This window comes from Thiomonas sp. FB-6, from assembly GCF_000377645.1.
Taxonomy (GTDB): domain Bacteria; phylum Pseudomonadota; class Gammaproteobacteria; order Burkholderiales; family Burkholderiaceae_C; genus Thiomonas_A.
This window is the reverse complement of sequence record NZ_KB898477.1, coordinates 13591-38472: the sequence shown is the minus strand read 5'-3', so window position 1 is coordinate 38472 and position 24882 is coordinate 13591. Positions and strand designations below refer to the sequence as shown.

Genomic DNA, 24882 nt, shown 5'->3' with positions numbered 1-24882 from the left:
CGAAGCGCGCTCAGCCGCGGTCGACCTGCGCGTAGCGCTGGGCGCTGGCGTTGATCTCGGCACGGGCGGCGTCGATGCCGGCCCAGCCTTCGGTCTTCACCCACTTGCCGGCCTCGAGGTCCTTGTAGTGGTTGAAGAAATGCTCGATCTGGCGCAGCAGCTCCGGGGCCAGGTCCTCGGGTGTGCGGATGTTGCGGTACACCGGCAGCAGCTTTTCCACCGGCACGGCGATCAGCTTGGCGTCGGGGCCGGCTTCGTCGGTCATCTTCAGCATGCCCACCGGGCGGCAGCGCACCACGCAGCCGTGCACCAGCGGGATCGGCGTGACCACCAGCACGTCCACCGGATCGCCGTCTTCCGACAGGGTCTGGGGGATGTAGCCGTAGTTGCACGGGTAGTGCATCGCCGTGGCCATGAAGCGGTCGACGAACAGCGCGCCGCTGGCCTTGTCGACTTCGTACTTGACCGGCGGCGCGCCGGCCGGGATCTCGATGACGACGTTGAAATCGTCGGGCAGGCTCTTGCCGGCATTCACATGGAGCAGACTCATCGGAGTTCGACCTCTGGTTGGGAAAATCCTTCCGCCACCCGCGCTGTCCGGCAATGCCGGGGCCCGTCACGAGCCCCGGCCGCTACGGCCCTCAGGGCTTGGCGGGCTGCACCGGCGCGGAGCCGGGCGGGGTGACGGGAGTCTGCGAGGTGTTCTTGTACTGGGTTTGCAACTGCTGGGAGCTAATCATAGTGAACAGAGTCACCACCTTCTTGACGCCGGACACCCTTGATGCGTCGTCGGACGCCCGCTGGGCCTCCTCCGGCGTGACGATGCCCTGCAGGTACACGATGCCGCCCGAGGTGGTGATCTGGAAGGCCTGCGAGTACAGCTGGGAGTCGTCGATGAAGGTGGCGCGCACCTTGGAGGTGAGGTAGGTGTCGTTGGCCTGCTGGCCCAGCGAGGAGTTCGGCCCCACCACCAGCTGGTTGGCCACCGACTTCACGTTGGCGATGCCCGCCACGATGTTCTGCGCCTGCACCTTGTCGGCCTCGGTGGGCACCTGGCCGGTCAGCAGCACCTGCTGGTTGTAGCAGTCCACGTTCACGTTGCCGGCACCCGCCAGCAGGTCGCTGATGCGGCCCGAAGCGGTGAGCTGGATGTTCTTGTCCTCCAGCTGGGAGCCGGCCGTGCGCCGGTCGGTGGCCACCATCGCGGTGCCTCCGACGGCGGCGGCGCCCAGCACGAAACAGCCCTGCAGCTGGCTGGCGGCCAGCACCGTGGCCAGCAGCCAGCCCGCGCGGCGGGCCGCGACGCGGCCGCGGCCGCTGCCAGGGGTACTGCCATTGCCTTGCATGCGTTGCATCATGTCGATTCCTCCGGGTTGCCCATCAAGGTCCAGTCGACGCCGTCGCAGATGCAGTGCAACAGCAGCAGGTGCACCTCCTGGATGCGAGCGGTGCGATCGTGCGGCACGCACAGGTGCACGTCGACGTCGCTGAGCAAGGCGCTCAGCTTGCCTCCCCCCTTGCCGCTGAGCGCGACGATCAGCATGTCGCGCTCCTGGGCCGCTCGGACGGCCTCGATGACGTTGGGTGAACTTCCGCTGGTGCTGATGGCCAGCAGCACGTCGCCGGGCTGGCCGAGCGCACGCACCTGGCGGGCGAAGATCTGGTCGAAGCCGTAGTCGTTGGCCACGGCGGTAAGGATGGAACTGTCGGTGCTCAGCGCGACCGCGGCCAGCTCGGGCCGCTCGCGCTCGAAGCGCCCCACCAGCTCCGCGGAGAAGTGCTGCGCGTCGGCGGCCGAGCCGCCGTTGCCGCAGGCCAGCACCTTCGCGCCGTTGCTCAGCGCATTGGCGATGGCGCCGATGGCCTGCGCCACGGGCTCGGCGAGCAGATCGGCGGCGCGCAGCTTGAGCTGCGCGCTTTCCTCGAAATGTTGACGGATTCTGGACTCGAGCATCGGCTGGGTTCCGTGACGGAGGGTTCCTGACAATACTGGGCGCGGCCTCGGGGCCGTCCTGATCCGCGCATTTTTCCACGTTTCCGTCCCCAGACCGATGACAAGGCGGAAGTTCGCGCTCCCAGCCCTGCTAGATACAGCCCATCGCATCGAAGGCGCCGCGGATCCAGCACAGCCGGGCGCCGTCGATGGCCACCACGTCGAAGCGGCACTGCGCCTCGGCCCAGGCCGCGCCGGCGCAGGCCAGGTAATGCCGCGCGGCCAGCACGATGCGCGCGCGCTTGCGGGCATCCACGCTGGCGGCCGCGCCGCCCCAGCCCGCGTGCCTGCGGCAGCGCACCTCCACGAACACCAGCGCCCGGCCGTCGCAGGCAACGATGTCGACCTCGCCGCCGCGCACGCGATAATTGCGCCGCAACACCCGCAGCCCGGCGCGGCGCAGGTGCCGGCAGGCGGCGTCCTCGGCCTGCTGCCCGAGCAGTTGGCGCGAAGCCGGCTGAACAGGATCTCCGCCGCCCTGCCTGGCGCCCCCGCCCTGCCCGCCCTTGCGGCCGCCCTCGTGGCCACCCCACCCATCTCCCCGCACCGCTCCATCCCCTTCCTCCGCAGCCGCCCGAGCGCCTTTCCGATGCCCCAGACCACGCCGCCCGAAGCGCCGGATTCCGCGCAAACCCCCGCCGAACCCAGCGCACCGCAAGGGGCCGACGCGACGCGCATGGCCTTGACCGCGGCCCGTGCATTGTGTGCCTCGCAGCAAATCCCCACGGCCTGCCTGCTCATGGTGGCCACGCCCATCGGCAACCTCGCCGACGTGGGTCTGCGCACGCTGGCGCTGCTGCAGCGCTGCGACGTCGTCGCCGCCGAGGACACGCGCGCCGCGCAACGCCTGCTGCGCGCCTGGGGCCTGGAACTGCCCCTGCTGCGCGCCGACCGCCACCGCGAGCAGGCCGCCGCGCAGCAGGTGCTGCGCCACCTGAACGAGGGGCGCCGCGTGGCCTTCGTCAGCGATGCCGGCACCCCCGCCATCCGCGACCCCGGCGCCGCGCTGGCGCGCGCCGCGCGCGCCGCCGGACACCCGGTGCTGGCGCTGCCCGGCCCCAGCGCGGTGACCACGGCGCTCAGCGCCTGCGGGCTGGAGCTGGACGAAGGCTACGTATTCGCCGGCTACGTGCCGGCCACCCAGGGCCAGCGCACCGACTTCTACACCCGCCTGCTCAACAGCCCGCGCGCCGTCGTGTGCTTCGAGACCCCCCACCGCATCCACGCCAGCCTGGAAGCTCTCGGCGAACTCGCGCCCCAGCGCCGCCTGGTGCTGGCCAAGGAATTGACCAAGCAGTTCGAGACCTTCGTCGAAGGCAGCGCCGAGGACCTGCTGCGCTGGCTGCACGCCGACCCCCACCACGCCCAGGGCGAGTTCGTGCTCATCCTCGAACCCGCGCCCCCCGGCGAGGCTGGGGCGCTTCCCGAACAGGCCCTGCAATGGGCCCTGCGCCTGGCGCGCGAACTTCCCGCCTCGCGCGCCTGCGCGGTGGTGGCCGAAATGACCGGCGCCGACCGCCGCGCCCTGTACCGCTGGCTGCTGGATCAACCCGGCCGCGGCGAGACCGACGAGCCCGCAGCCAACCACGGCGACGCGCCATGACGTGCAAGCGCGCCTGGATCAGCGGCCGTGTGCAGGGCGTGGCCTTCCGCGCCTACACCCGCGCCCAGGCCGAAGCCCTGGGCCTGCGCGGCTACGCCCGCAACCTGCCCGACGGCAGCGTCGAGGTGCTAGCCTGCGGCGACGAGCAGGCGCTGGACGCCCTGCTGCGCTGGCTGCAGCACGGCCCACCCGCCGCGCGGGTGGACTCGGTACGTTCGGAGGACGCCCCGGCGGATGACTGCCCGCCGGGCTTTCGGGTGCGCTGAAGCTCCGCAAAGTGCCATCGGGGGCCTACGGACGCGGGTGCCGTCTCGTAGCCCCGACCACCGCAAGAGCGAGATGGTCGAGGAAACGGTCGAAGTCCCGCAGAACTTCGGGGGCCAGCTCGATGCGCGCCATCGTCGTCATCGCTTGAGTGGACGCGCGGCCGGCTTGCGAGGACGTTCACCGCGCGCGCATGCCGCGACATAGGCGCTGGCCTCGTCCCAAGCGATGGATTTCCCGCCGGCGAGCAAGCTCACCCAGCGTTGCTCCGCAACCCGATGAAATGCGTCCTCGATTTCGGATTGCTCGATGCTCCGTTCGATGGCCTCCAGAATGAAGACATGGGCCGTCGTGCCCGCACGTTCGGCGGCCGCGGCAAGTCGGGCCTTGAGTTGTTCGTCGAGCCGAATGGTCGTCGTGCTCATGGGGCCTTCAATATCCGCGCATGGATCGCCCAAGGGTCGCACAAACGTGCTACTCGCGGAACATTGACCCCGCCAAGGTCCCGGGAGGCGACATGCGCCAAGCGGCTGCGGTGCAGAGTCATGCGGCGTGCTGGATCAACACTCGGCAGGCGGCGCCACCGCAGCACTACCTCACGCGTTTCGATGTACCCGGCGTCGCCGGACTCGTAGGCATCGTCCATGAAGGCACCTCGGCGTGAACGAACATTTGGCCCTGCTTGTGGCCCTGACGGCCACCATGTGCTCAGCGGTCGCTCAGGTCGTCGTCTCGCTCCGATTGACGCGCTCGCGCAGCGTCGGAATCTCCTCGGTGGTCGCACCGCTGGATCGGCATGAGGCATATCGAATCGAACTTTTGCGGGGTGCGCATGTCGATGATGCCCAGGCGGTGCAGATCCACGGCTGTCTCATGGACGGCCTCGAGAATCCGGCTCCTCGCCTTCCGTTTGGCAATCATTGCAACTCCCCTGGTAGGCGCCGTCCTTCGCGGAAAGGTTCCGTTGCGCCCCCGACAGGGCCAGCAACTCGCGCATCTGCGCTCTACCCGCTCAGCAAGTCAGGCCGCCCGGTCAGCGGACCCATACCCCACGACTGTGCCCTCGGGGAAGCCAAGGCGGAAGTGCGCCCTTACATCGCTTGCGGTCATTTCGCGCTGGGGCCGCTTCGAGAGCAGGATTGAATCCTCCTTGCGCGTAAGGGGTTGGCATGCGAGCGACCCAGCAGATGAGCATCACGCTGCCCACCGAGATGGCGGATGCGGTCAGGGACAAGGTGCGCAGCGGTGAGTACGCCAGCGAAAGCGGAGTGATTCGCGACGGCCTGCGTGCACTGCTTGCGCGTGATCGTGCGATCGGGCTCTGGCTGCAGGAGCAGGTCGGCCCAGCTTCCGACGCCCTGAAGGCCGATCCCTCCCGCGCCGTGACATCCGCTCAGGTGCGCGCGCGCCTGGCCGAGGAACAGGCCAAGGAACGAGGCTGCACGGAGTCGTTTTCAGCCCGGAGGCACAGCAACAACTCGTTGACTTGTATCGCTGCATCGCCTCCGCGGCCTCGCCAGCGGTGGCTGTCGACATTCATGCGGCGTGCTGGATCAACGGCAGGCGCAGATCGATCTCATCCCATGGCACGAAGACGCGACGGTCTTCTCGTCGACGGATCGTGTCCCATTGCATCAGTGCGACGACATCGTCATGGACGTTCTTGTAGTTCCGGCCAAGCCGGCGAGCCAACTCGGCGACCGTCAACGGCCCATCCTGACGCAAACGCGAAACCAATTCCCAGCGCCGCGGCGTGAACACGCCGAAGAACTGCGGCAGGGAATCGAAGCCGATTCCAAAATAGGGGAACGGCCTCTCTCCACGCTCGATGGCCTGCATCGTGGCCTTGGCACGATCGAGCGTGGCAGCCATCGGATCTCCGACGCGAATGTGCAGGATGTTCATCTCGCAGCCTCCTTGACGTCTGCCCAGAAATCTTCGACGAGAGTCGGGACATCGTGGAAGACATAGCCCGTTTGGCGATTGCCCAGATGCCGATGATCTCCCTTGCCGCGCTCGTTGTCGTAGCCCACGATGCGCACGCCATCGACGACGTAGACCATCCGGTACTTGAACCGATGCTCCGATGGGGGGACCGGCTCGGTCAAGGCCCACACGACGATCTGAACGAAGCCACGGCCGAAGGCACGCTTTTCATGCAGGAGTGCGACAGCAGGCATGCCGACCATCAAATCATAACCGCGTTATGGCGTCAAACACCATATCTCCGGCGTGGGTTTGGCTTGCGAAATCTGCGGGTTGCGCCAAGCCCCGCTCGCATCTGCGGCTGACATCTGTGTCCACTCGAAACATTCGCCAACGAAGTCCCGGAATCCTCTAGATTCAGCCATTCTTGTTGTCAGCAATTCGGCGGATCTCGGCAGAAGTGCGCATGGACTCGAGCCAATGCGCAACACGGCGAGGGGGGAGATGGTCAAGAACCAGCACTGGGCAGGCAGAGCCGTGGCAGCGCCACCGCTGCGCTACGTCACGCGTCTCCTGGGCGTGCTCGCCGCCCTCTGGCTGTGCGCGGCAACCGGCAGCCTCGCCAACGCCGGCCAGCCTTGGCCGGCGCCCCGCCCCAACCGCCTTCCCGGCGCACACGGTCAGCCCTGGCTGGAAGGCCACGCGGCGGAGCCCGCCTGCCGCGACGCGCTCACGCTGGCCCGCTCGGTGTATTTCGCGGCCGGCCCCGATCTGCACCCCGTGAGCGTGAACGGCAAGGCGCACGACTTCGAGTTGATCGCGTATCCGGCCACGGCCGACTCCATGTCGGACATCGTCGCCGACGCACAGGTGTTCACCCCGATCGCCTCGCGCTCGCCCTCCTCCGACGTACCGGGCCAGCCGGCATCCTTTTTCAAGAACGCCGGTTATCGGCAGACCGAGCGCAACGCCGGCTGGCGCCTTGCATTGACCTTCAGGAACCAGAGCTGGAAGGCCAACAACTACTTCGCGGTGCTTCAGCCGCAGGGGACGACTCTGCGGGCAGTGCTGCAATCGATGTACGAGCTTCCAGGCTTCGGAGCCGGCTTCCAGCGCGACGCCACGAGCACCGCGCTTGTCTCCTACTTTCCGATGACCGTGTTGCGGGACACAGCGTCGGAAACCCTCGCCATCATTCGCTCCGACTACTCCAAGAGTTGGAGCGCATGGACCATCTTCCGCATCGCCCCCTCAGGTTTCAAGCAGCAATGCAAGGTCCGCTTCCGCCCGCATGTAACGGCCGATGGCGATTTCACCCCCTACCCAGCGGACCACCTGCTACCCCCTCCGGTCCGGCGCCTGGCGGCCTTGCTGGACAGCACACTCGGTTCCGGCGACCAGGACGGAGAGTTGCAATCGACTTTGCATCTACGAGACGACGCACGCGCCATCTGGCTAGCCGTGGCACTGCGGCCCTGGGCCATGCAATCCACCCCCTACAACTCCAGGGATGAAGTGGACGCAGGCCTGCGCCTCTGGTCCATCCAAGGGAAGGCCTATCGCCAGATCTACGACGCGATCCAGCAGGACTACCCCATCGCCAGACGAGCACTGGCCAGGTATTACGAGCGCGCGTTTGATTTGCCAAGTGCGCGGGCGGCGTCCCTCTCGGATTACACGCTGGACGTCGCCTTCCGTAGTTCTTTCGTGTTCCACAGTGATAGAGGATTTGGCGCCGAATCAGGAGGCGACAATCCTTGGGAGATCTCTTCGTGATCCTGGGCAAATCGCTCAAGCCAGGCTTCACGCCAACGCGATACGGAACGGGAGGCGGCGATAGCCACCTTTTTCAGAGGCTGCAAATCGGCCTGAACGGACTCTCACCCGATTCGGCCTAGAGGCAGGTCACGATGCAGCGCCGTCCGACACCAACCGAGAGCGCCGACGTTCGGCAACTCGCCGTCAAGGTCGGCAGCGAAGACGATGCAATGACGGTTGTGTGCCTCCCCCCTAGTGTCCTGTCCCGCTAATAACTGTCATTTCGCTGGGCCGTATCGGGGCCCAGGCAAGGCGCGGGTGCGGGTCCAGGCTGCACGCCTGGCCCCGTGGCCGCAACGCAGCATGGGCCCCGATACGGCCCAGCCCGAAGGGTTCGGCGCCTGCGGGGCCCTCGCCGGCACGCGAACGAAATGCCAGTTATTAGCGGGACAGAACACTAGGAGGCCATCCACAATGCTTGTGGTCGAGAAACGTAGTTGTTGCGCAGGCGAATCAGGCTATTGACCGCGGTCGCAGAAATCATCGGGCCAGCTCGCGCATCGCCATGTCCGAGTACGAGCGGTCCATCAAGGGAGGCCAGAACAGCAATGAAGATTCAGTCAGTTCGGATCACGAACTTCCGCACGTTGAGTGACGTCACCATTCCTTTCGATTCCGTCACGACGTTCATCGGGCCGAATGGTGCCGGCAAGTCAACTGTGCTTCGCGCGCTTGACTGGTTCTTCAACGGCAAGCCAGGCTCTCTCACAGAGAAGGATTGTTCGTTCGGCGCGACTACCGAGAACATCGAGGTTCAGGTTGGCTTCACTGATCTGACCAACAAGGACCGCGAAGCACTTGGCAAGTACGCGCCGGACGTCGTTGCCAACTTCACGGCATGGAAGCGTCGGTCGCCCGATGGTGCTGAGGTACTTTCCGCGAATGCGAAAGGTCTTCCAGAGTTCAATGCGATCAAGGCAGCGGGCAGTGCGGCGGCGAAGAAGGATTTGTACGCTGCGCTTCGCAGCAGCCGGGCGGAGTTGAATCTTCCGGTTGCCAACACTGGGGCAGCGGTGGAGCAGGCGATGACGGCCTGGGAGTCCTCACACACCGATCAGCTGGTCGATGCCCCAGAAGCACTACAGACCAACTTCTTCGGTTTCAACAGCGGCGGCAAGATGAGTGGCCTCTTTGACTTCGTCCTCGTCACCGCAGACCTTCGGGCAAGTGAGGAGTCGATCGACGGCAAGTCGAGCATCATTGGCCGAATCCTTGAGCGTTCGGTCGATCGCGCAGCCGCCGATGACGAGATCGCAAAGATTGTCGAGGAGTCGCGCGCTAAGCAGCAACAAGTCTACGAGGAGAAGTTCAAGGCGCAACTCGATGCCATTACTACGCAGCTCAATGAAGTCGTCGGATCCTATGCCCCGGGCCGGGCTGTCACGGTATCTCCGGCCGAGGTGGAACTCAAGGCTCCTCGCACGACGTTCGACGTGGCTGTGCTGGACGGAACAACCGAGACTGTCGTCGAGCGACAAGGGCATGGCTTTCAACGCACGCTTTTGATCTCCGCGCTGCAGCTCCTGGCACAGTCGGGTGCGGCTTCGTCAGAGGGCATCATCTGCTTGGCGATTGAGGAACCAGAGCTCTTCCAGCACCCGATCCAAGCCCAGGCCTTTGCAAAGGTGCTCCGGGCGCTTGCCGAAGACGCTGGCAAGCGCATTCAAGTGACCTACGCGACACACAGCCCATACTTCCTGGAGGCTCGCCACTTTGATCAAGTCAGAAGGCTGACTCGATCGGCCGACAAGAACCCCGCAGTTGCCGTCCACTTCGCCACGGTCGCCGAAGTAAAGGCGAAGCTCAGCGGGACGGTTGATGCTGACCAAGTTGCCCGTCAACTGGATGGCATTGTCACGAATCGGCTCGCAGTCACGCTGTTCGCGGCGCGTGCGCTACTGGTCGAAGGGGATACGGAGGCGGCCGTGTTCTACGGAATCGGCGATCGGGATGCCGTGGGTCGGCTCGAATCCCAGGGGCTGTCAATAGTCTCGGCGGGCGGCAAGGGTGGAATCCCGCTTGCTCATGCCATCCTTGTGAGTCTTGGGATTCCGACCTACGTGCTCTTCGATGGAGATAGTGGCTTCGAGGCGCGTGCCAAAGCCGTAGGTAAGACTCAGAGCGCCATAGAAGGCGAGCGCACGAAGTTCTCGACGGAGAACCGTCGGCTCTTGAAGTACCTCGGCGAGACCGAGGTTGATTTCCCATCAGAACAGGTGGGCGACCGTGTAGCGACTCTAAGCGACCACCTTGAGAGCTACCTTGAGTCCAACTGGACGGAGTGGGTGACGTCCTGTGCGGCGATTGAGGCCGCTGCCGGAATCCAGCTCTCAAAGAATCAGTACGCCTACCGGACAGCAACGCTTGAGGCGAAGGGAGCGGCCCCAGATCTTCTCAAGCAGATTCTGGCGAAGGCCGGAGGAGCATAGACATGCACGAGATCATTTGCCCGCATTGCGGGAAAGCATTCAAGATCGACGAGGCAGGATACGCGGACATCCTGAAGCAGGTTCGCGAAAGCGAGTTCGAGCAGCAGTTGCACGAGCGGCTTGCATTGGCCGAGCAGGACAAGAGGAGCGCTGTCGAGCTGGCCCAGACGAAGGTCGCGGCCGAAATGCAGAAGGCTACCGCGGCCAAGGACGGTGTGATCCGGGATCTCCAGGCCAAGATCGAGGCAGGTGAGGTCGCGCGGAGGCTTGCAGTGGCCGAGGCACTGAGCGCCTTAGAAAGGGAGCGTGATGCGCTCGCCAACGAACTCAAGCAGGCCAAGCACGACAAGCAAGCCGCTGCCCAGCTGGCGGACGCGAAGCTCGCCAACGAGCTGCAGCGAGCCGCTGCGACGAAGGACGCGGAGATACAAGACTTGAAGGCAAGGCTCGGAGCCGGCGAGGTTGCTCGTAAGCTTGCAATTGCAGAGTCCGTCAGCGCGGTGGAGAAGGAGCGAGACGAGCTGAAGAGCGGCTTGGAACGAGTGCTCCTTGAGAAGCAACTCGCTGAAAAGTCCCTGAAGGACAAGTACGAGACGCAAATCAAGGATCGCGATGATGCGATCGAGCGACTTCGGGATATCAAGGCGCGGCTGCCAACCAAGATGGTCGGTGAAGCCCTTGAGCAGCACTGCGAGACCGAATTCAACCGCATCCGGGCCACGGCTTTTCCGAGAGCGTACTTCGAAAAGGACAACGACGCGCGCACCGGCAGCAAAGGTGACTTCATCTTCCGCGACGCGGACGAAGCGGGCACCGAGGTCGTCTCGATCATGTTCGAGATGAAGAACGAGAGCGACGAGACTGCCACTAAGAAGAAAAACGAGCACTTCCTGAAGGAACTCGACGGGGACTGTGTCGAAAAAGGCTGCGAATACGCTGTGCTCGTTTCACTTCTGGAGCCCGACAGCGAGCTCTACAACACCGGGATCATCGATGTCTCTCATCGGCAACCGAAGATGTATGTGGTCCGGCCGCAGTTCTTCATTCCGGCCATCACGCTGCTTCGCAACGCCACCCAGAACTCGCTGCAGCACAAGACCGAGCTTCCGCTGGTCAGGTCGCAGAACATCGACATCACGAACTTCGAGAGGCAGATCGACGACTTAAAGACGGCTTTCGGTCGGAACTGGCGACTTGCCTCTGAAGGCTTCGTCGAGGCCATCAAGCGGATCGACGAGGCGATCAAGGATCTGGAGAAGACGAAGGAGGCGCTGCACAAGTCGGCGAACAATCTACGACTCGCCAACGACAAGGCAGAGGACCTAACGATCAAGCGGCTGACCCGCGGCAATCCGACAATGGCCGCAAAGTTCGCGGAACTTAAAGGCCCAGACGCTGCTGACCCGGCCTGACCAAGGAGAGTTGCCACGATGACAACCGGACCAACCTCGGGCGCCGCATCGGCCACTGAAACCGCGCCTCCCGCGCCGGCACTGCCGCAACTCCACGATGCCGCTCAGCAGGCAAGGAATCTCCGTCAAGTTCTTCAGGACGACAAGCAACGCCTCGGTTGCTTTCTTGGTGCAGGCTGCCCTCTCGGGGTTTACGACGCGGCTGGTGAGAATAGCGTCGTACTCATTCCCGCTGTCATCGAATTGACCCAACGGGTCGCCAATGCATTGCAAGCCATCGACAGCGCACCGGGCGCCACTTCCAAGTTCAAGACACATTGGGACGCGATGTGTGGAGAGTGCAAACCGTTTGATGGAAAAGAGCCAACAGTCGAGGACGTTCTGACAGAACTCCGGGCATTGGCCAATCGCCGAGGGAACGCAGAAATCCTCGGGATGAAAAAAAAGAACCTTATTGATCTCGATGAGGCGATTTGCACGCTGATCGCCAACGAGATCAGCAAGAGTCTCCCGACCTATCGAAACTCTTACAATCGTTTTGCCTCGTGGATCGGCGGCGTCCAGCGAGATTGGCCTGTGGAGATTTTCACGCCCAACTACGACCTACTCTTTGAGCAGGCTCTTGAGCAGCATCCACTGCCACACTTCGACGGATTTGTCGGGTCGCGTGAACCCTGGTTCGATCTTTCTTCGATCGAACACGATGCGATTCCCAATCGCTGGACGCGGCTCTGGAAACTCCACGGTTCGATTAACTGGGAAAAGAACGAGGAGACCGTGAACGCGACGATGGTGACACGCATCGTTCGGGTCACCCGTGCCGCTGCGGCGGGAAAGGTGATGATCTATCCATCACACTTGAAGTACGACCAAAGCCGTCGCATGCCGTACTTGGCGATGCTCGATCGTTTGCGGGCTTTCTTTCATGGTAAAGATGCGCCTCGGTTAATCGTCTGCGGCTATTCGTTCCTCGACGACCACCTGAATGAAATCCTGCTCGATGGCCTGCGCGGCAACCGCAACGCCCAGTGCTTTGCCCTGATGTACTCCAGTCTCGACGCACATCCCCGGGTCGTCGAATACGCATCGAAGCAAAGCAATCTGACCGTACTCGCCTCAGACGGGGCAGTGGTGGGAACACGTGCTGGACGATATCGCCCCGGAATTACGGGTGGCGATGAAAACTCGCCGTGGTTGACCGAGGAATCCGCCGCGGGCGTCGATCCGAAAGATCGAGTACTACGCTGCCGCCTCGGAGATTTTCATTACTTCGGACTGTTCTTGGAGCAACTTTACGGTGGGGGACCTTCCGATGCACACGTCTTCGTCTAACTTGGCCCCTTCTCGGCTCGGCACCGTGGAGAATGTTGATGGATCGAGTATCAGTGTAAAACTCGAAGAGAATACTCCGGGAGGACTCCTTTTTGTTAACGGAGAGGCGTACCAAGTCGGCCAAGTTGGCGGGTTCGTTCGCATCCCCTCCGGCTATGTTGACCTCTTCGGGGTGATCTCCCAAGTTGGTGCAGGAGCCGCGCCTGGCCCCCCCGAGCTTGCTCCGCAGTTCGGCAATCGGTGGCTTCGTGTGGAACTTGTCGGCCAAGGGCGTCGAGGCACGAAGTTTGAGCGAGGCATAGCTCAATACCCATCCATCGGGGACACGGTTCACGTAGTCACCGAGTCTGACCTCAAGACCGTTTACGCTCCAGGCGACGAAGACGGGTACGTTGCTATTGGCCGAGTTGCCAGTGCCGAGTCGATTCGTGCTTATCTTGACTTGAATCGGCTCGTCAGTCGTCATTCTGCGGTCGTCGGAAGCACCGGCGCCGGAAAGTCCAATGCGGTTGCAAATTTGCTCGGCGCCGTCTCGAATCGGGACCGCTTCAAATCAGCCCGCGTCGTGTTGTTTGACCTTCACGGCGAGTATGGAAAGGCATTTGGTGACCTAGCCAGAGTCTTCAGAGTCGGCGCGGATACCCAAGCCGGAGAGCGTGAGCTGCACGTGCCGTTCTGGGCATTGACAGCCGAAGAATTCATTTCGATGTCGATGGGGTCCGTCACCTCAACTCCGCTGACATTGCTGCAAGAGAGACTGCTTGCGAGCAAGAAAGCATCCAAAGCTGGCGGTGTTGCTCACGTATTGCCCGACCTCTCGGTGACAATCGACACACCGCTGCCATTCTCTGTTTATCAACTCTGGCATGACTTGTACTCGCTGCATTGCGCGAGTCACAGTGTTAGCAAGAACCAGAACCAGAGCGAGAACACGCGCGCCTACGCCGAGGAAGGCGCGCCCCCTGCGAAGATGGTCGGGGATGCGGACAAGCTTGAGCGGCCACGGTTTCGAGCACTCAAGGACGACAAGAACGATACCGACAAAGTCTACGCCGGCCTTTACACCGACATGCCGCGCTCGCACTTGGACGTCTTGGAAAGCAAGCTCCGCGATCCTCGGATGCAGTTCCTCTTTCGCCCAGGCAAATGGTCCGTCGCCAAGGACAACTCAACTTCCGCAGACCTTGATGCACTACTTGCAGAGTGGATAGGCGCAGACTCTCCAATCTCTGTCTTCGACCTCTCAGGAATTCCCACTTCGGTTGTTGACGATCTCGTCGGAGCCGTGCTTCGCATTCTCTACGATGCCGTATTTTGGGGACGACAGAAACCCGAGGGCGGCCGGCAAAGGCCGCTGATGATCGCGCTGGAGGAGGCGCATGTATATCTGGGAGCACAGTCGAAAAGCCGTGCAGCAAATGCCGCACGACGTATCGCAAAGGAAGGACGAAAGTACGGTGTTGGCTTGATGCTAGTTAGCCAACGCCCCGCCGAAGTTGATCCCACGATTTTGTCTCAGTGCGGCACCATCATAGCAATGCGGCTAACGAACGACTCGGATCGTTCGCAGGTCACTTCTTGCGCTTCAGACAACCTCAAAGGATTGTTTTCAATGTTGCCGGTACTACGCACCGGTGAGGCGCTGGTGGTCGGAGAAGCGGTTAACATGCCAATCAGGGCGATCATTGATCGGCCTAGCGAGGGCCGGCGCCCAGACAGTGACGATCCGATGGTCGTCGTTCCCAAAGACCCAGCCGGGAAGCGCATACGAAGCGGTGGCTGGACGGAATCCGTGCAAAATGAGAATTACAAGCCTCTTGTGGAGGCGTGGCGCACGCAAGACCCGGACGCAGGTACAACTGCACCAACGGACCCGACACCCTAACTGAATCAGGAGAAACGATCGTGGAACGCACGCCAGTCAGCTCAAGCAACATCGCCTCCATCGGCTACGATGAGGACAACCAGATACTTGAGATCGAGTTCAATGACGGATCGGTCTACCAGTATTCCGGCGTGCCTTCTAGCGAACACGATGGAATCATGAACGCAGATTCCAAGGGGAAGTATCTTCACGCCAACATCAAAAAAAAGCGATATTCATTTGTGAAGCTGTGATTAGCGGGCACAGTGGTGAGGCTCACTGCTTGGATTATTGCGCCCATGACAATTGGACTTGTCGAATGTTGATCACGGCACGGTTCGGCATAGCCCCTCCAACGTGGCGGGCGAAAGCAAAATTCATGGCGCAACTCTCTGCGCCCTGTCATTCGCTGCACTACGCCGCTGCAAGTTGTCGGCTCGTCTCCATCCAGTCATAAGCTCCCCCTTAAGTCGGCACTCGTAACTGGAGCCTTTCCGGTTGTTAGGGTAAATGCACCAACTCGCGGACGCTAGAGGCAGCCGCTCTGGTTGCCAGCAAGCTCGGCGGCCGCTGCTTCGCGCATTGCCGCCGCCGGCCCAGACGGCGGCCAGCGCCTGCTTTGGCCGAAGGGGAGTCATTGGGCCTGGCTCAGCGCTTAGCCGGTGGCTTGGCAAGATCTCTTCGACGGATCCACTTCACGCGACGGGCCGTAACATGCGCCGGCAGCCACAGGCGAAGAATGCCATCCGTCTTCGATGAAAGGTGCAAGGAGCCGTATCGATGCATGAAATCATCTGCCCGCATTGCGGCAAAGCCTTCAAGATTGACGAAGCCGGGTACGCGGACATCCTGAAGCAGGTTCGCGACGGCGAGTTCGAGCAGCAGTTGCATGAGCGGCTTGAACTGGCCGAGCAGGACAAGCGCAATGCCGTCGAGCTGGCCACGACCAAGGTCGCCAGCGAGATGCAGCGGACTGCCGCGGCCAAGGACGCCGAGCTTCAGGAGATGAAAGCCCGGCTGGATGCCGGCGAGGTCGCACGCAAGCTAGCCGTGGCGGAGGCCCTCAGCGCCGTTGAGAAGCAGCGCGACGCGCTGGCCAACGAGCTCCAGCAGGCCCGGCACGACAAGCTGACCTCCGCCAGGTTGGCAGAGTCGCGATTCGAGGGCGAACTCCAGAAGACAGCCGCCGCCAAGGATGAGCAGATCCAGGACCTCAAGGCGAAGCTGGACGCTGTCGGGCTGCAGCAGAAGCTGGCGATCACCGAGGCGAGGAGTGCACTCGAGAGGGAGCGGGACGAACTGAGAAGCGACCTGGAGCGCGCCAAGCTGGAGAGGCAGCTCGTCGCGAACTCGCTCAAGGAAAAGTACGAGACGCAGCTCAAGGATCGCGATGACGCCATCGAGCGCCTGCGTGACATGAAGGCCCGCTTGTCGACCAAGATGGTGGGCGAGACCCTTGAACAGCACTGCGAGACGGAATTCAACCGCATCCGCGCGATGGCCTTCCCGCGCGCGTACTTCGAGAAGGACAACGACGCACGCACGGGGAGCAAGGGCGACTACATCTTCCGCGACTCCGACGAGGCGGGCATCGAGATCGTCTCGATCATGTTCGAGATGAAGAACGAGAGTGATCGCACCGCGACGAAGAACCGGAACGAGGACTTCCTGAAGGAACTCGACAAGGATCGCACGGAGAAGGGCTGCGAGTACGCGGTGCTGGTCTCCCTGCTCGAGCCCGACAGCGATCTCTACAACGCGGGCATCGTCGACGTGTTCCACCGCTATCCGAAGATGTACGTGATCCGGCCGCAGTTCTTTCTGCCGATCATCACCCTGCTGCGCAACGCGGCGATGAACTCGCTCCAGTTCAAGACCGAGTTGGCGCTGGTCAAGGCGCAGAACATCGACATCACGCATTTCGAGGAAGGCCTCGAAACCTTCAAGGCGGCATTCGCGAAGAACTACGACCTGGCATCGAGGCGCTTCCAGACGGCCATCGAAGAGATCGACAAATCGATCGATCACCTGCAGAAGACCAAGGAGGCCTTGCTCGGCACCGACCGCAACCTGCGCCTTGCCAACGACAAGGCCCAGGACGTGACGATCAAGAAGCTCACGCGCGGCAACCCGACCATGGCGGCCAAGTTCGCCGAGATCAGGAATCCGGCGGATCCTGATGCCGACTGAATCCGCTCAGGGTTCCGGCACTCCGGCGTGCTGGAAGCGGATGGGATTGGGCGCCTGATCAGGCCAGCAACTCGCGGGGGCGGCTACTGTCGGGTGGCCAGCCTCGCGGCCGGCGCCACTCACGGCGCCGCTTCCGCCTCCGGCGCGGCCTCGTTGCTGCCCAGCCGCTTGCGCATGGCCTGCAGGCGGGCCAGGGCCTGGGCGCGGCCGTCGGTCTTGGGGAGTTCGGCGCGCAGCTCGGCCAGGAAGCGGCTGGGCTCGTAGGTCTTGCCGCCGCGTCCGGCGGGGCGGCGCTTGCGGCAGTGGCTCAGGCTCAGGGTCTGGCGCGCGCGGGTGACGCCCACGTACATCAGGCGCCGCTCCTCCTCCAGGCCGCTGTCGGTCAGCGGGCGGTCGTCGGTGTACAGCGGCAGGATGCCTTCGTCGCAGCCGGCCAGCCAGACGTGAGGCCACTCCAGGCCCTTGGCGGCGTGCAGCGTGGAGAGGGTGACGGCGTCCTGCTGCCTGCCGCGCTCGGCCAGCTGGGTGATCAGCGCCACGGTCTGCGCGATGCGCTTGAGGCCGACGTTGTCCTCCTGCGCCTTGCGGGCGATCCAGTCGCAGAAGTCGTTCACGTTGCTCAGGCGCTGGGTGGCCTCGCGCTCGTTGTCGGAGTTGTCGCGCAGGTAGGCCTCGAAGCCGATGCTCTCCAGCAGCTCGCGCAGCAGTTCGCCGGCGGGGGCGGTGCGCTCGCGCCAGTCGATGTCGTGCATCAGGCGCGCGAACTCGCGCAGGGAATCGGCCTGGCGCGCGCCCACCGCGGCCACCACGGCGTCGCGGAACAGGGCCTCGAACATGGAGACCTTCCATTGCGAGGCGAAGGCGCCCAGGCTTTTCAGGGTGGTGGCGCCGATGCCGCGCTTGGGCGTGCTCACCGCGCGCAGGAAGGCGGGGTCGTCGTCGGGGTTGGCGAGCAGGCGCAGGTAGGAGCACACGTCCTTGATCTCGGCGCGCTCGAAAAAGCTCTGCCCGCCGCTGACGGCGTAGGGAATGTTGGCCCGCCGCAGCGCCTGCTCGATGGGGCGCGACTGGTGGTTGGCGCGGTACAGCACGGCCACGTCGGACCATTGGCAGCCGCGCCCGCCGCGCAGCGCCTGCAGGCGCGCGACGATTCGCTCGGCTTCGTCCTCGTCGCTGTCGGCCTCGCGCACCTCCACCGGGTCGCCCTCCCCGTGCTCGCTCCACAGGCGCTTGGGGTAGATCTTGGGGTTGGAGGCGATGACCGCGTTGGCGGCGCGCAGGATGGCGTTGGTCGAGCGGTAGTTCTGCTCCAGCTTGATGATTTCCAGGTTCGGGTAGTCCTCGGGCAGGCGCCGCAGGTTGTCCAGCGTGGCTCCGCGCCAGCCGTAGATGCTCTGGTCGTCGTCGCCCACCGCGGTGAAGCGGCCGTTGGTTCCCACGAGCAGGCGCAGCAGCTGGTACTGGGCGTCGCTGGTGTCCTGGTATTCGTCCACCAGCACGTAGCGCAGGCGCTGGTTCCAGCGCTCGCGCACGTCCTCGTGGTCGCGCAGCAGGCGCAGGGGCAGCACCATGAGGTCGTCGAAGTCCACGGCCTGGTAGGCGGCGAGCGACTCGTTGTAGCGCTCCCAGACCTTGGCGGCCTGCACGTCCTCGGGGTCGCGCGCCTGCGCGGCCGCCTGGCGCGGGTCCAGCAGCGCGCTTTTCCACTGGCTGATGCGCCAGGCCCAGGCGCGCGCCTGCTTGATCTCGGTGGTGCCGCCGGCCTCGCGCAGCAGCGAGGCGACGTCGTCGCTGTCCAGGATGGAGAACTGCTGCTTGAGGCCCAGGGCCTGGCCGTCCTCGCGCAGGATGCGCACGCCCAGCGCGTGGAAGGTGGAAATGACCAGCTGCTTGGCGGCCTTGCGGTCGTCGAGCAGGTCGCGGGCGCGCTCGCGCATCTCGGCCGCGGCCTTGTTGGTGAAGGTGATGGCGGCGATCTGCGAGGGCTCGTAGCCGGCGCGCAGCAGGCGCCCGATCTTGTGGGTGATCACGCGCGTCTTGCCGCTGCCGGCGCCGGCGATCACCAGGCAGGGACCGCCGAGATGGGCCACGGCGCGTTCCTGGGCGGCATTGAGCATCTTGAGGACTTCCGGAAAACCAAAGACCCGGCCTGCGCGCCCGCGCGGGGCGCCCGGCCGGATGGGGGGGGGAATGGGGAGGCGCGGCCGCGCCGGGCTCAGCGCCCGGCGTGGCTGCGCAGGGTGTCGTATTCGGTCTGCGGGCCCAGGTGGCGCAGCCAGGCCGGGGCCAGGGCCTCGGCGCTGGCGGGATGGGCCACGCCGAGTTCCGGCGCGAAACCGGGAAGCTTGCCGTCCGGAACGCTGGGCACGCGCATCGAGTCCAGATTGTCGCGGCTCATCAGCGGGCCGCCGGGGGCCAGTTCCAGCAGTGCGGCCAGCGGCGCGGCCAGGGCGTGGGGCAGGCCCACGATGGGGCGGCCGCGCCCGTGGTTCACGCCCGCCCAGACGCCGGCGGCGCGCACTAGCTCGCGCAGCGTGCTCACCTGCGGGCCGCCGAGTTCGTAGATGCGCCCCACCGTGGCGCGGGCCTGCGGGCCGATCAGCGAGGAGACCACCGCTTGCGCGAGGTCGCCCACGTACACCGGCGCGAAGCGCTGCGAGGCTCCGCCCAGCAGCACGAAGGGCAGATGGCGCTGCAGCCGGGCGAACAGGTTGAGGAAGTCGTCGTCCTCGCCGAACACCACCGAGGGGCGCAGGATGGTCCATTGCAGGCCCGCTTCCTCGGCGCGCACGGCGGCCTCGCCGTCGCCCTTGGAGCGCAGGTACATGGAGGGGCCGTGGCTGTCGGCGCCCAGCGCACTCATGTGCACGAAGCGCCGCACGCCGGTTTCGGCGCAGGCCTGGGCGAGTTTTTGCGGCAGGCGCACGTGGGCGCGCGCGAAATCGGCCCCGTAGGGGCGCCCGCGGCGCCCGTGCAGGATGCCCACCAGGTTGACCACGGCGCCGCGCCCCTGCACCAGGCGGCGCAGCGTGGCGCTGTCGAAGGTGTCGATCTGCACCAGATCCACGGTGGGAAGCGGCAGCAGGTGCTTGGCGCGTTCGCGCCGGCGCGTGGGCACCAGCACGCGGCAGCCCGCCGCGCTCAGGCGCGCCACCACTTGCGTGCCGATGAATCCCGAACCACCGAATACGACGATGTCTTGCATACCTGGAACTCGTTGCGGAAGGGCCGGGCCGCCGCCGACAGGCGCTGGCCCTCTCAGGGCATCGGCTGCGTGGCGGAGATTCGCGTCGGCGCAGCCAGGGCCAGACGCGATTCTAGGGACTGCGGATCACCTCCGAGCAGCGCGGAATAGACCGTCGCGTTGGCCAGCACGCGCTTGACGTAGTCGCGGGTCTGTTCCACGGGGATGCTTTCGGTGAACACCGCGCCGTCCAGCGCCTGCTGATCGGGCAGCGGCATGCCGCGCCAGCGCGCCGGGCGCCCGGGGCCGGCGTTGTAGCCGGCGGCCGCCATGGCCTGGGAACCGTCGAAGCGTTGCAGCAGCATGCCCAGGTAGGCCGCGCCGAGGGTGACGTTGGTGCCCACGTCGTTCACCTGCCCGGCCTGGAAGCCGTCCATCCCGGTCTTGCGCGCCACCCAGCGCGCCGTGGCGGGCATCAATTGCATGAGGCCGTCGGCGCCGGCCCAGGAGCGAATGCCCGCGGCGAAGCGTGATTCCTGGCGCATGATGCCGTACACGAAGGCTTCGCTGACCCCGGTGCTGCGCGAGGCCTGCGCCACCTGCGCGCGGAAGGGCATGACGTAGCGCTGGGCCCAGTCCACGCTGCCCTGCATGCGCTCGCTGGCGGAGATGCACAGCAGCCAGGCACGCTGGTCGCAGGCCAGTTGGGCCGCCGCGTGCCATTGCGCGTCGCCGGCGCCGTCCAGCGCGGCGCGCCACTGCCAGGCGGCCGGGGCATAGGCCTGCACCCGGTACAGCAGCAGGGCCTCGCGCACGGGGTCGCGCGCGGCCTGGGCGTACACCAGGCGCATGTCGGGTGGCATGGGCGCCTGCTCGGGCACGCGCACCGGGCGGCCCAGGGCCTCGGTGGCCAGCTGGCCGTAATAGCTCCAGGGCTCGGCCAGGCCGCGCCACAGTTCGCGCGCCTTGCGGCTCTCGCCGGTGGCGTTCAGCGCCACCGCGCGCCAGTAGGTGGCCTCGGCGAGGTCGCCGGCCTTGCCGTCGCGCAGCAGCGCCTGCGTGGCCTGTTTCACCAGGCCCCAGCGCGACTCGCGCAGGGCGGCGCGCAGGCACCATTTCCAGCTTTCGGGATCGGCTTGCCAGGCGGGGTCGATGCGCAGCGCCTGGCGGAACAGCTCGGCCGCGCCCGGCAGCAACTGCACCGAGGCCGCGCGCGCGGCGCGCCAGGCGATGGCGGCGCGCAGGTCGGCGCGCAGCCCGCGCAGGCTGCCGCCGAGCAGGCGCATGGTCTGCTGCGGGTCCTGGTGGGCCATGTTGAACAAGGCGAGCACCAGCACGCGGCGCTGCACGGTGTCGGTGGGAACGCCGCTGCGCGCGGCGTCGAGCATCACGCCCAGCGGGTCGTCGACGGCGCGGCGCACGCCCTTGGCCTGCGGATCCGGCAGGCTACTGAGGAACGGCAAGGCGGCGCGCGCGCGCCCGTCCGCGAAAAATCCCCTCAACCGCCCCCACAGCGCTTCCTCGCCGATGAGCCCGGCGCCCAGCAAGGCCTTGGCCGCGCTGTCGCAGCCTGTCCCCCCGGAGGGCTCCTGGCTCCACAGCGCGAGCACCTTGGGTGCCGTGTTGTCGGCGGCGGTCTCGAAACGGGCCTGCGCCTGCAGGCACTGCAACTGGGCGTTGTCGCCGTCGTAGGCGGCGTAGGCGCCGAGGTAGCCGGCCCAGTCCTTGCGGCGGGCCAGTTCGAACAGCCATTGCGAGCGCAGGCGCTGCAGCGGCAGGCTGTCCGGCCAGGCCTTGGCGAAGGTGTCGATGTCCTGCTGGGTGGAGGTGTGCAGGCGCGGCTCCAGGGCCCAGTAGGCGATCCAGGGCTCGAGCAGCGTGCCGCGCAGGGCCGGCAGCGCGGCGGTGGCCGGCGCCGGATCGCCCTGCTGGAAGCCCAGCCAGGCCTGGGTCGCGAGTTCGGCCGCGCCCGGGGCCAGCGCCGGCGGGGGCGGAGGCACGCGCGGCACCGGCGCGGACGCGGCGGCGGCCTGCGTGGGCGAGCGCGAGCCGGGTACGGAGGAGGAAGGCGTCGCGGCCGGCGCGGCGAAGGAGGCCGGCGTGGAGGCCGAGGCCGCCGGGAGGGTCGCCGGGAGGGAGGCCGAGAGGCGCGCCGGGGACTGCGCCGCCGCCAGGCCCGGCACGGCGCCCAGCAGCAAGCCCAGGCTCAGCACCCGCGACAGGGAGCGCGGCCCGCGGCCCGGGCCTTGCGGCCGGGCTCTCCAGATCGTTGCGAGCACAATATGCACAACCCGTTCGACGAACTTCATAACCCCAAGCTTAGCTTGAGCATGGTCTTTGGAACACCCTCTGCGCATGACGCCGCGGGCCTCCCACGCGCCCGGTTGCGCGAGGCGCTCTTGCGCAAGCGCGACGAGTTGCCGCAACGCGCGCAACGCGAAGCCGCGCTGGACACCGCGCTAGACCGCGAATTGCGCGGCCTGCAGGCCCGGTGCATCGGCGCCTATTGCGCCAGCCGCAATGAATACGACGCGCTGCGGGTGCTGGCGCGGGTGGGCGCGGAGCTGGGCTGGCCCTGGCGCATCGCGCTTCCCGTGGTGCAGCGCGCCGAGCGCGCCATGCGCTTTTGCGCATGGGCGCCCGGGCAGGCGCTGCGCGCGGGCCCCTACGGCATCGAGGAGCCGGCGGACTGCGGGCTGGAACTCGAACCCGACGCGCTGCTGGTGCCCTGCGTGGGTTTCGCCGCCGACGGCCTGCGCCTGGGCTACGGCGGCGGCTACTACGACCGCTACCTGCAGCACCGCCCGCGCGTGCTGTGCATCGGCGTGGCTTTCGACGCCTGCCACGTCGAGGGCCTGGCCGCGCAGCCCCACGACCGCCCGCTGGACATCGTGCTCACGGAAAGCCGGCGCTACCTGCGCGCGCCCTCGCCCCGATGAGCGGGGAACCGGAGGTCCGCGCCGAGGCCCTGCAGCGCAGCGCGGACGGAGAGCCCTACAGCGCGCGCTACGGCGACGTCTACGCCAGCCGGGCCGGCGCGGCGGGCCAGGCGCGCGAGGTGTTCCTGCGCGGCTGCGGCCTGCTGGGCGAGGATGCGCGCTGGAGCGGGCGCCGGCAGTTCGTGGTGCTGGAAACGGGCTTCGGCCTGGGCACGAATTTTCTGGCGACGTGGCAGGCCTGGCGCGACGACCCCCGGCGCCCCGATCTGCTGCACTACGTGGCCCTGGAACTGCACCCCCTGCCCGCCGAGGAGCTGCTGCGCGAATGCGCCGACCCGAGGTGGCACGAGCTGGCGCGGCAGCTTGCCGAGCGCTGGCCGCCGGCGATGCAGGGACTGCATCCGGTGTGGCTGGACGCCGGCCGCGTGCGCCTGCTGCTGGCCTTCGGCGACGCCGCCGACATGCTGGCGCGGCTGGAACTGGGCGCCGACGCCGTGTACCTGGACGGCTTCGCGCCCTCGCGCAACCCGCGCATGTGGAGCCCCGAACTGCTGGCGCAGGTGGCGGCGCTGTGCCGGCCCGGGGCCCGCGCGGCCAGCTACACGGTGGCCGGCGCGGTGCGCGAGCACCTGTGCGCGGCCGGCTTCGAGGCGCGCAAGGCGCCGGGCTACGGCGGCAAGCCGCAGCGCCTGGAGGCCGAGTTGCGCCAGCCGGCCTCGACCCGGGCGCGTGCGCCGGGCCCCGGGCCCGGCACGGCGCTGGTGATCGGAGCCGGCCTGGCCGGCGCGGCCGCGGCGCGCGCGCTGGCCCGGCGCGGATGGAGGGTGCGCGTGCTGGATGCCCAGGGCGTGGCGGCCGGGGCGTCCGGCCTGCCCGCCGGCCTGGCGCACCTGCGGCCGGCCGCCGCCGGCGAGGGCCTGGCTCGCCTGACCCGCGCCGGGCTGGCCTGGCTTCGCCAGACGCTGGAGGAACAGCCGGCCCAGTTGCAGGCCGGCGACGGCGTGTGGATGTCGGCCGCTCACGCGCGCCTGGCCAAACTGGCCGGGCACGCCGCGGACTGGCCGCCGCAATGCCTGCGGGCCGCCGAGGCCGACGCCTGCGCGGCCGCGGCCGGCCTGCCCGAGGCGCCGGCGGCCTGGTGGACGGCCGGCGGCGCCGTGGCCGCGGGCGCGCTGTGTGCCGCCTGGCTGCGGCAGCCGGGCATCGAGCTGCGGACGCCCTGCGCGGTGCACGCGCTGGGTTTCGACGCGGCGAGTGGCGAGTGGCTGGCGCTGGACGCGCGGGGCCAGGAGCTGGAACGCGCGCGGGTGTGCGTGCTGGCCTGCGCCGGCGACGGCGAGCGCCTGCTGCGCGCCAGCGGCCTGCTGGAGGCCTCGCGCAAGCCCTTGTTGCGTACCCAGTCCGGTCAGGGTTTCGTGGTGGCGGCGGGCGAACTGGAGACCCTGCGCGGCTTGCGCTGCGGGGTGATGGGCTCGGCCTACGCGCTGCCGCTGCCGCCGGCGGCGGTCGCGGCGCGTGGCCTGGACCCGGCGCAGCGCTGGCTGTTCGTGGGCGCCACGCACGAGCACGCGGGCCAGCCCGCGTGGTCGGCGGAGCAGGCCTGGCAGCATGTGGGCGCGGGGTTGCAGGAGTGGTGCGCGGCCCCGGGCTGGCCGCGGGCCCTGCCCGCCGGCGCGCTGGGTTTCCGGGGGGAGCGAACCGGGGGCGCCGACCGGCTGCCGCTGGCGGGGCGCTGGGCCGGAGCGCAGGGCGACTGCCCGCCAGGGCTGTACTTGTCGCTGGGCATGGGCTCGCGGGGCCTGCTGCTGTCGGCGCTGGCCGCCGAAATCATCGCCGGCGAACTCGAGGGCGAACCTGCGCCGCTGGAACGCGATCTGATGGATGCGCTGGCGCCGGGGCGTTTTAGCGCCCGGCGCGGAGAAACCTGA

22 protein-coding genes and 1 pseudogene are annotated in these 24882 nt (G+C 66.6%); 12 read left to right on the top strand and 11 right to left on the bottom strand.

What is annotated here, in order from left to right:
- Positions 1 to 10 precede the first annotated feature (10 nt).
- The 4 genes from ppa to D466_RS0108150 form a co-directional block, all read right to left on the bottom strand.
- On the bottom strand, positions 11 to 550 hold the full coding sequence (gene ppa / locus D466_RS0108165; protein WP_018913226.1) for an inorganic diphosphatase: 540 nt from the start codon (positions 548 to 550) through the stop codon (positions 11 to 13).
- Between the two features lie 91 nt (positions 551 to 641).
- Complete coding sequence (locus tag D466_RS21095; protein WP_018913225.1) at positions 642 to 1358, bottom strand: BON domain-containing protein; 717 nt, start codon at positions 1356 to 1358, stop codon at positions 642 to 644.
- On the bottom strand, positions 1355 to 1954 hold the full coding sequence (locus D466_RS0108155) for a phosphoheptose isomerase (RefSeq protein WP_018913224.1): 600 nt from the start codon (positions 1952 to 1954) through the stop codon (positions 1355 to 1357). The genes D466_RS21095 and D466_RS0108155 overlap by 4 nt, the downstream gene beginning before the upstream one ends.
- A gap of 130 nt (positions 1955 to 2084) precedes the next feature.
- Positions 2085 to 2540: a YraN family protein gene (locus tag D466_RS0108150; RefSeq protein ID WP_018913223.1), complete on the bottom strand. Its 456-nt coding sequence runs from the start codon at positions 2538 to 2540 to the stop codon at positions 2085 to 2087.
- Positions 2541 to 2582: 42 nt separating this feature from the next.
- On the opposite strand from D466_RS0108150, the gene rsmI reads away from it, so the two are divergent.
- Together rsmI and D466_RS0108140 are read left to right on the top strand one after the other, a co-directional pair.
- Positions 2583 to 3596, top strand: coding sequence for a 16S rRNA (cytidine(1402)-2'-O)-methyltransferase (gene rsmI, locus D466_RS21090; RefSeq protein ID WP_018913222.1), 1014 nt, complete (start codon positions 2583 to 2585; stop codon positions 3594 to 3596).
- Complete coding sequence (locus D466_RS0108140) at positions 3593 to 3862, top strand: acylphosphatase (RefSeq protein WP_018913221.1); 270 nt, start codon at positions 3593 to 3595, stop codon at positions 3860 to 3862. Before rsmI ends, D466_RS0108140 begins: the two co-directional genes overlap by 4 nt.
- A gap of 138 nt (positions 3863 to 4000) precedes the next feature.
- On the opposite strand, the gene D466_RS0108130 is transcribed toward D466_RS0108140, so the two are convergent.
- A complete protein-coding gene (locus D466_RS0108130; protein WP_018913219.1) occupies positions 4001 to 4285 on the bottom strand; it encodes a ribbon-helix-helix protein, CopG family in 285 nt (94 codons plus the stop codon).
- A 283-nt stretch (positions 4286 to 4568) separates the two neighbouring features.
- The gene (locus D466_RS24435) at positions 4569 to 4781 is read right to left on the bottom strand and encodes a hypothetical protein (RefSeq protein ID WP_051083708.1); all 213 of its coding nucleotides are present in this window, start codon (positions 4779 to 4781) and stop codon (positions 4569 to 4571) included.
- Positions 4782 to 5029: 248 nt separating this feature from the next.
- Between D466_RS24435 and D466_RS24740 the strand changes: the two are divergent.
- A pseudogene (locus tag D466_RS24740) lies at positions 5030 to 5296 on the top strand (type II toxin-antitoxin system ParD family antitoxin); the annotation flags it as partial.
- Between the two features lie 100 nt (positions 5297 to 5396).
- Here the strand turns inward: D466_RS24740 and D466_RS0108120 are convergent.
- Positions 5397 to 5765, bottom strand: a complete 369-nt coding sequence (locus D466_RS0108120; RefSeq protein ID WP_018913218.1) for a hypothetical protein — start codon at positions 5763 to 5765, stop codon at positions 5397 to 5399.
- Complete coding sequence (locus tag D466_RS0108115) at positions 5762 to 6049, bottom strand: DUF6516 family protein (protein WP_231385680.1); 288 nt, start codon at positions 6047 to 6049, stop codon at positions 5762 to 5764. The genes D466_RS0108120 and D466_RS0108115 overlap by 4 nt, the downstream gene beginning before the upstream one ends.
- 241 nt (positions 6050 to 6290) lie before the next feature.
- On the opposite strand from D466_RS0108115, the gene D466_RS0108110 reads away from it, so the two are divergent.
- The 7 genes from D466_RS0108110 to D466_RS0108090 all read left to right on the top strand — a co-directional run bounded on the left by D466_RS0108110 (position 6291) and on the right by D466_RS0108090 (position 16831).
- Positions 6291 to 7562 (top strand): hypothetical protein, encoded by a 1272-nt coding sequence (locus D466_RS0108110; protein ID WP_156004121.1) that lies wholly within the window; start codon positions 6291 to 6293, stop codon positions 7560 to 7562.
- Between the two features lie 590 nt (positions 7563 to 8152).
- The gene (locus D466_RS0108105) at positions 8153 to 10033 is read left to right on the top strand and encodes an ATP-dependent endonuclease (protein ID WP_018913215.1); all 1881 of its coding nucleotides are present in this window, start codon (positions 8153 to 8155) and stop codon (positions 10031 to 10033) included.
- 2 nt (positions 10034 to 10035) lie between these two features.
- A complete protein-coding gene (locus tag D466_RS0108100) occupies positions 10036 to 11445 on the top strand; it encodes a DUF2130 domain-containing protein (RefSeq protein ID WP_018913214.1) in 1410 nt (469 codons plus the stop codon).
- An 18-nt stretch (positions 11446 to 11463) separates the two neighbouring features.
- Positions 11464 to 12777 (top strand): SIR2 family protein, encoded by a 1314-nt coding sequence (locus tag D466_RS23250; RefSeq protein WP_081629883.1) that lies wholly within the window; start codon positions 11464 to 11466, stop codon positions 12775 to 12777.
- Positions 12778 to 12802: 25 nt separating this feature from the next.
- Entirely contained in the window at positions 12803 to 14662 is a 1860-nt protein-coding gene (locus D466_RS23245; protein WP_196803449.1) for an ATP-binding protein, read from the top strand.
- Positions 14663 to 14682: 20 nt separating this feature from the next.
- Positions 14683 to 14895: a KTSC domain-containing protein gene (locus tag D466_RS23240; protein ID WP_018913213.1), complete on the top strand. Its 213-nt coding sequence runs from the start codon at positions 14683 to 14685 to the stop codon at positions 14893 to 14895.
- A 526-nt stretch (positions 14896 to 15421) separates the two neighbouring features.
- On the top strand, positions 15422 to 16831 hold the full coding sequence (locus tag D466_RS0108090) for a DUF2130 domain-containing protein (RefSeq protein WP_018913212.1): 1410 nt from the start codon (positions 15422 to 15424) through the stop codon (positions 16829 to 16831).
- Positions 16832 to 16950: 119 nt separating this feature from the next.
- Here the strand turns inward: D466_RS0108090 and D466_RS0108085 are convergent, their stop codons facing one another.
- The 3 genes from D466_RS0108085 to D466_RS21080 form a co-directional block, all read right to left on the bottom strand.
- Positions 16951 to 18948 (bottom strand): ATP-dependent helicase, encoded by a 1998-nt coding sequence (locus D466_RS0108085; RefSeq protein ID WP_018913211.1) that lies wholly within the window; start codon positions 18946 to 18948, stop codon positions 16951 to 16953.
- Between the two features lie 98 nt (positions 18949 to 19046).
- Entirely contained in the window at positions 19047 to 20036 is a 990-nt protein-coding gene (locus tag D466_RS0108080; protein WP_018913210.1) for a complex I NDUFA9 subunit family protein, read from the bottom strand.
- A gap of 53 nt (positions 20037 to 20089) precedes the next feature.
- Positions 20090 to 22324 (bottom strand): lytic transglycosylase domain-containing protein, encoded by a 2235-nt coding sequence (locus D466_RS21080; RefSeq protein ID WP_196803448.1) that lies wholly within the window; start codon positions 22322 to 22324, stop codon positions 20090 to 20092.
- On the opposite strand from D466_RS21080, the gene D466_RS0108070 reads away from it, so the two are divergent.
- Together D466_RS0108070 and mnmD are read left to right on the top strand one after the other, a co-directional pair.
- Positions 22298 to 22954, top strand: coding sequence for a 5-formyltetrahydrofolate cyclo-ligase (locus D466_RS0108070; RefSeq protein ID WP_081629881.1), 657 nt, complete (start codon positions 22298 to 22300; stop codon positions 22952 to 22954). The two genes, D466_RS21080 and D466_RS0108070, sit on opposite strands and share 27 nt — an antisense overlap.
- Complete coding sequence (gene mnmD / locus D466_RS21075; protein ID WP_018913207.1) at positions 22951 to 24882, top strand: tRNA (5-methylaminomethyl-2-thiouridine)(34)-methyltransferase MnmD; 1932 nt, start codon at positions 22951 to 22953, stop codon at positions 24880 to 24882. The genes D466_RS0108070 and mnmD overlap by 4 nt, the downstream gene beginning before the upstream one ends.

What these genes read in the sequence shown, in the direction of transcription:
- D466_RS0108090 (WP_018913212.1), top strand. Translation starts at nt 15,422, where the DNA reads ATGCATGAAATCATCTGCCCGCATTGCGGCAAAGCCTTCAAGATTGAC.
- mnmD (WP_018913207.1), top strand. Translation starts at nt 22,951, where the DNA reads ATGAGCGGGGAACCGGAGGTCCGCGCCGAGGCCCTGCAGCGCAGCGCG.
- D466_RS21095 (WP_018913225.1), bottom strand. Translation starts at nt 1,358, where the DNA reads ATGATGCAACGCATGCAAGGCAATGGCAGTACCCCTGGCAGCGGCCGC.
- D466_RS0108140 (WP_018913221.1), top strand. Translation starts at nt 3,593, where the DNA reads ATGACGTGCAAGCGCGCCTGGATCAGCGGCCGTGTGCAGGGCGTGGCC.
- D466_RS24435 (WP_051083708.1), bottom strand. Translation starts at nt 4,781, where the DNA reads ATGATTGCCAAACGGAAGGCGAGGAGCCGGATTCTCGAGGCCGTCCAT.
- D466_RS23250 (WP_081629883.1), top strand. Translation starts at nt 11,464, where the DNA reads ATGACAACCGGACCAACCTCGGGCGCCGCATCGGCCACTGAAACCGCG.
- D466_RS0108070 (WP_081629881.1), top strand. Translation starts at nt 22,298, where the DNA reads ATGCACAACCCGTTCGACGAACTTCATAACCCCAAGCTTAGCTTGAGC.
- ppa (WP_018913226.1), bottom strand. Translation starts at nt 550, where the DNA reads ATGAGTCTGCTCCATGTGAATGCCGGCAAGAGCCTGCCCGACGATTTC.
- D466_RS0108105 (WP_018913215.1), top strand. Translation starts at nt 8,153, where the DNA reads ATGAAGATTCAGTCAGTTCGGATCACGAACTTCCGCACGTTGAGTGAC.
- D466_RS0108080 (WP_018913210.1), bottom strand. Translation starts at nt 20,036, where the DNA reads ATGCAAGACATCGTCGTATTCGGTGGTTCGGGATTCATCGGCACGCAA.
- D466_RS0108115 (WP_231385680.1), bottom strand. Translation starts at nt 6,049, where the DNA reads ATGGTCGGCATGCCTGCTGTCGCACTCCTGCATGAAAAGCGTGCCTTC.
- D466_RS0108155 (WP_018913224.1), bottom strand. Translation starts at nt 1,954, where the DNA reads ATGCTCGAGTCCAGAATCCGTCAACATTTCGAGGAAAGCGCGCAGCTC.
- D466_RS0108120 (WP_018913218.1), bottom strand. Translation starts at nt 5,765, where the DNA reads ATGAACATCCTGCACATTCGCGTCGGAGATCCGATGGCTGCCACGCTC.
- D466_RS0108100 (WP_018913214.1), top strand. Translation starts at nt 10,036, where the DNA reads ATGCACGAGATCATTTGCCCGCATTGCGGGAAAGCATTCAAGATCGAC.
- D466_RS0108110 (WP_156004121.1), top strand. Translation starts at nt 6,291, where the DNA reads ATGGTCAAGAACCAGCACTGGGCAGGCAGAGCCGTGGCAGCGCCACCG.
- D466_RS0108085 (WP_018913211.1), bottom strand. Translation starts at nt 18,948, where the DNA reads ATGCTCAATGCCGCCCAGGAACGCGCCGTGGCCCATCTCGGCGGTCCC.
- D466_RS0108130 (WP_018913219.1), bottom strand. Translation starts at nt 4,285, where the DNA reads ATGAGCACGACGACCATTCGGCTCGACGAACAACTCAAGGCCCGACTT.
- rsmI (WP_018913222.1), top strand. Translation starts at nt 2,583, where the DNA reads ATGCCCCAGACCACGCCGCCCGAAGCGCCGGATTCCGCGCAAACCCCC.
- D466_RS21080 (WP_196803448.1), bottom strand. Translation starts at nt 22,324, where the DNA reads ATGAAGTTCGTCGAACGGGTTGTGCATATTGTGCTCGCAACGATCTGG.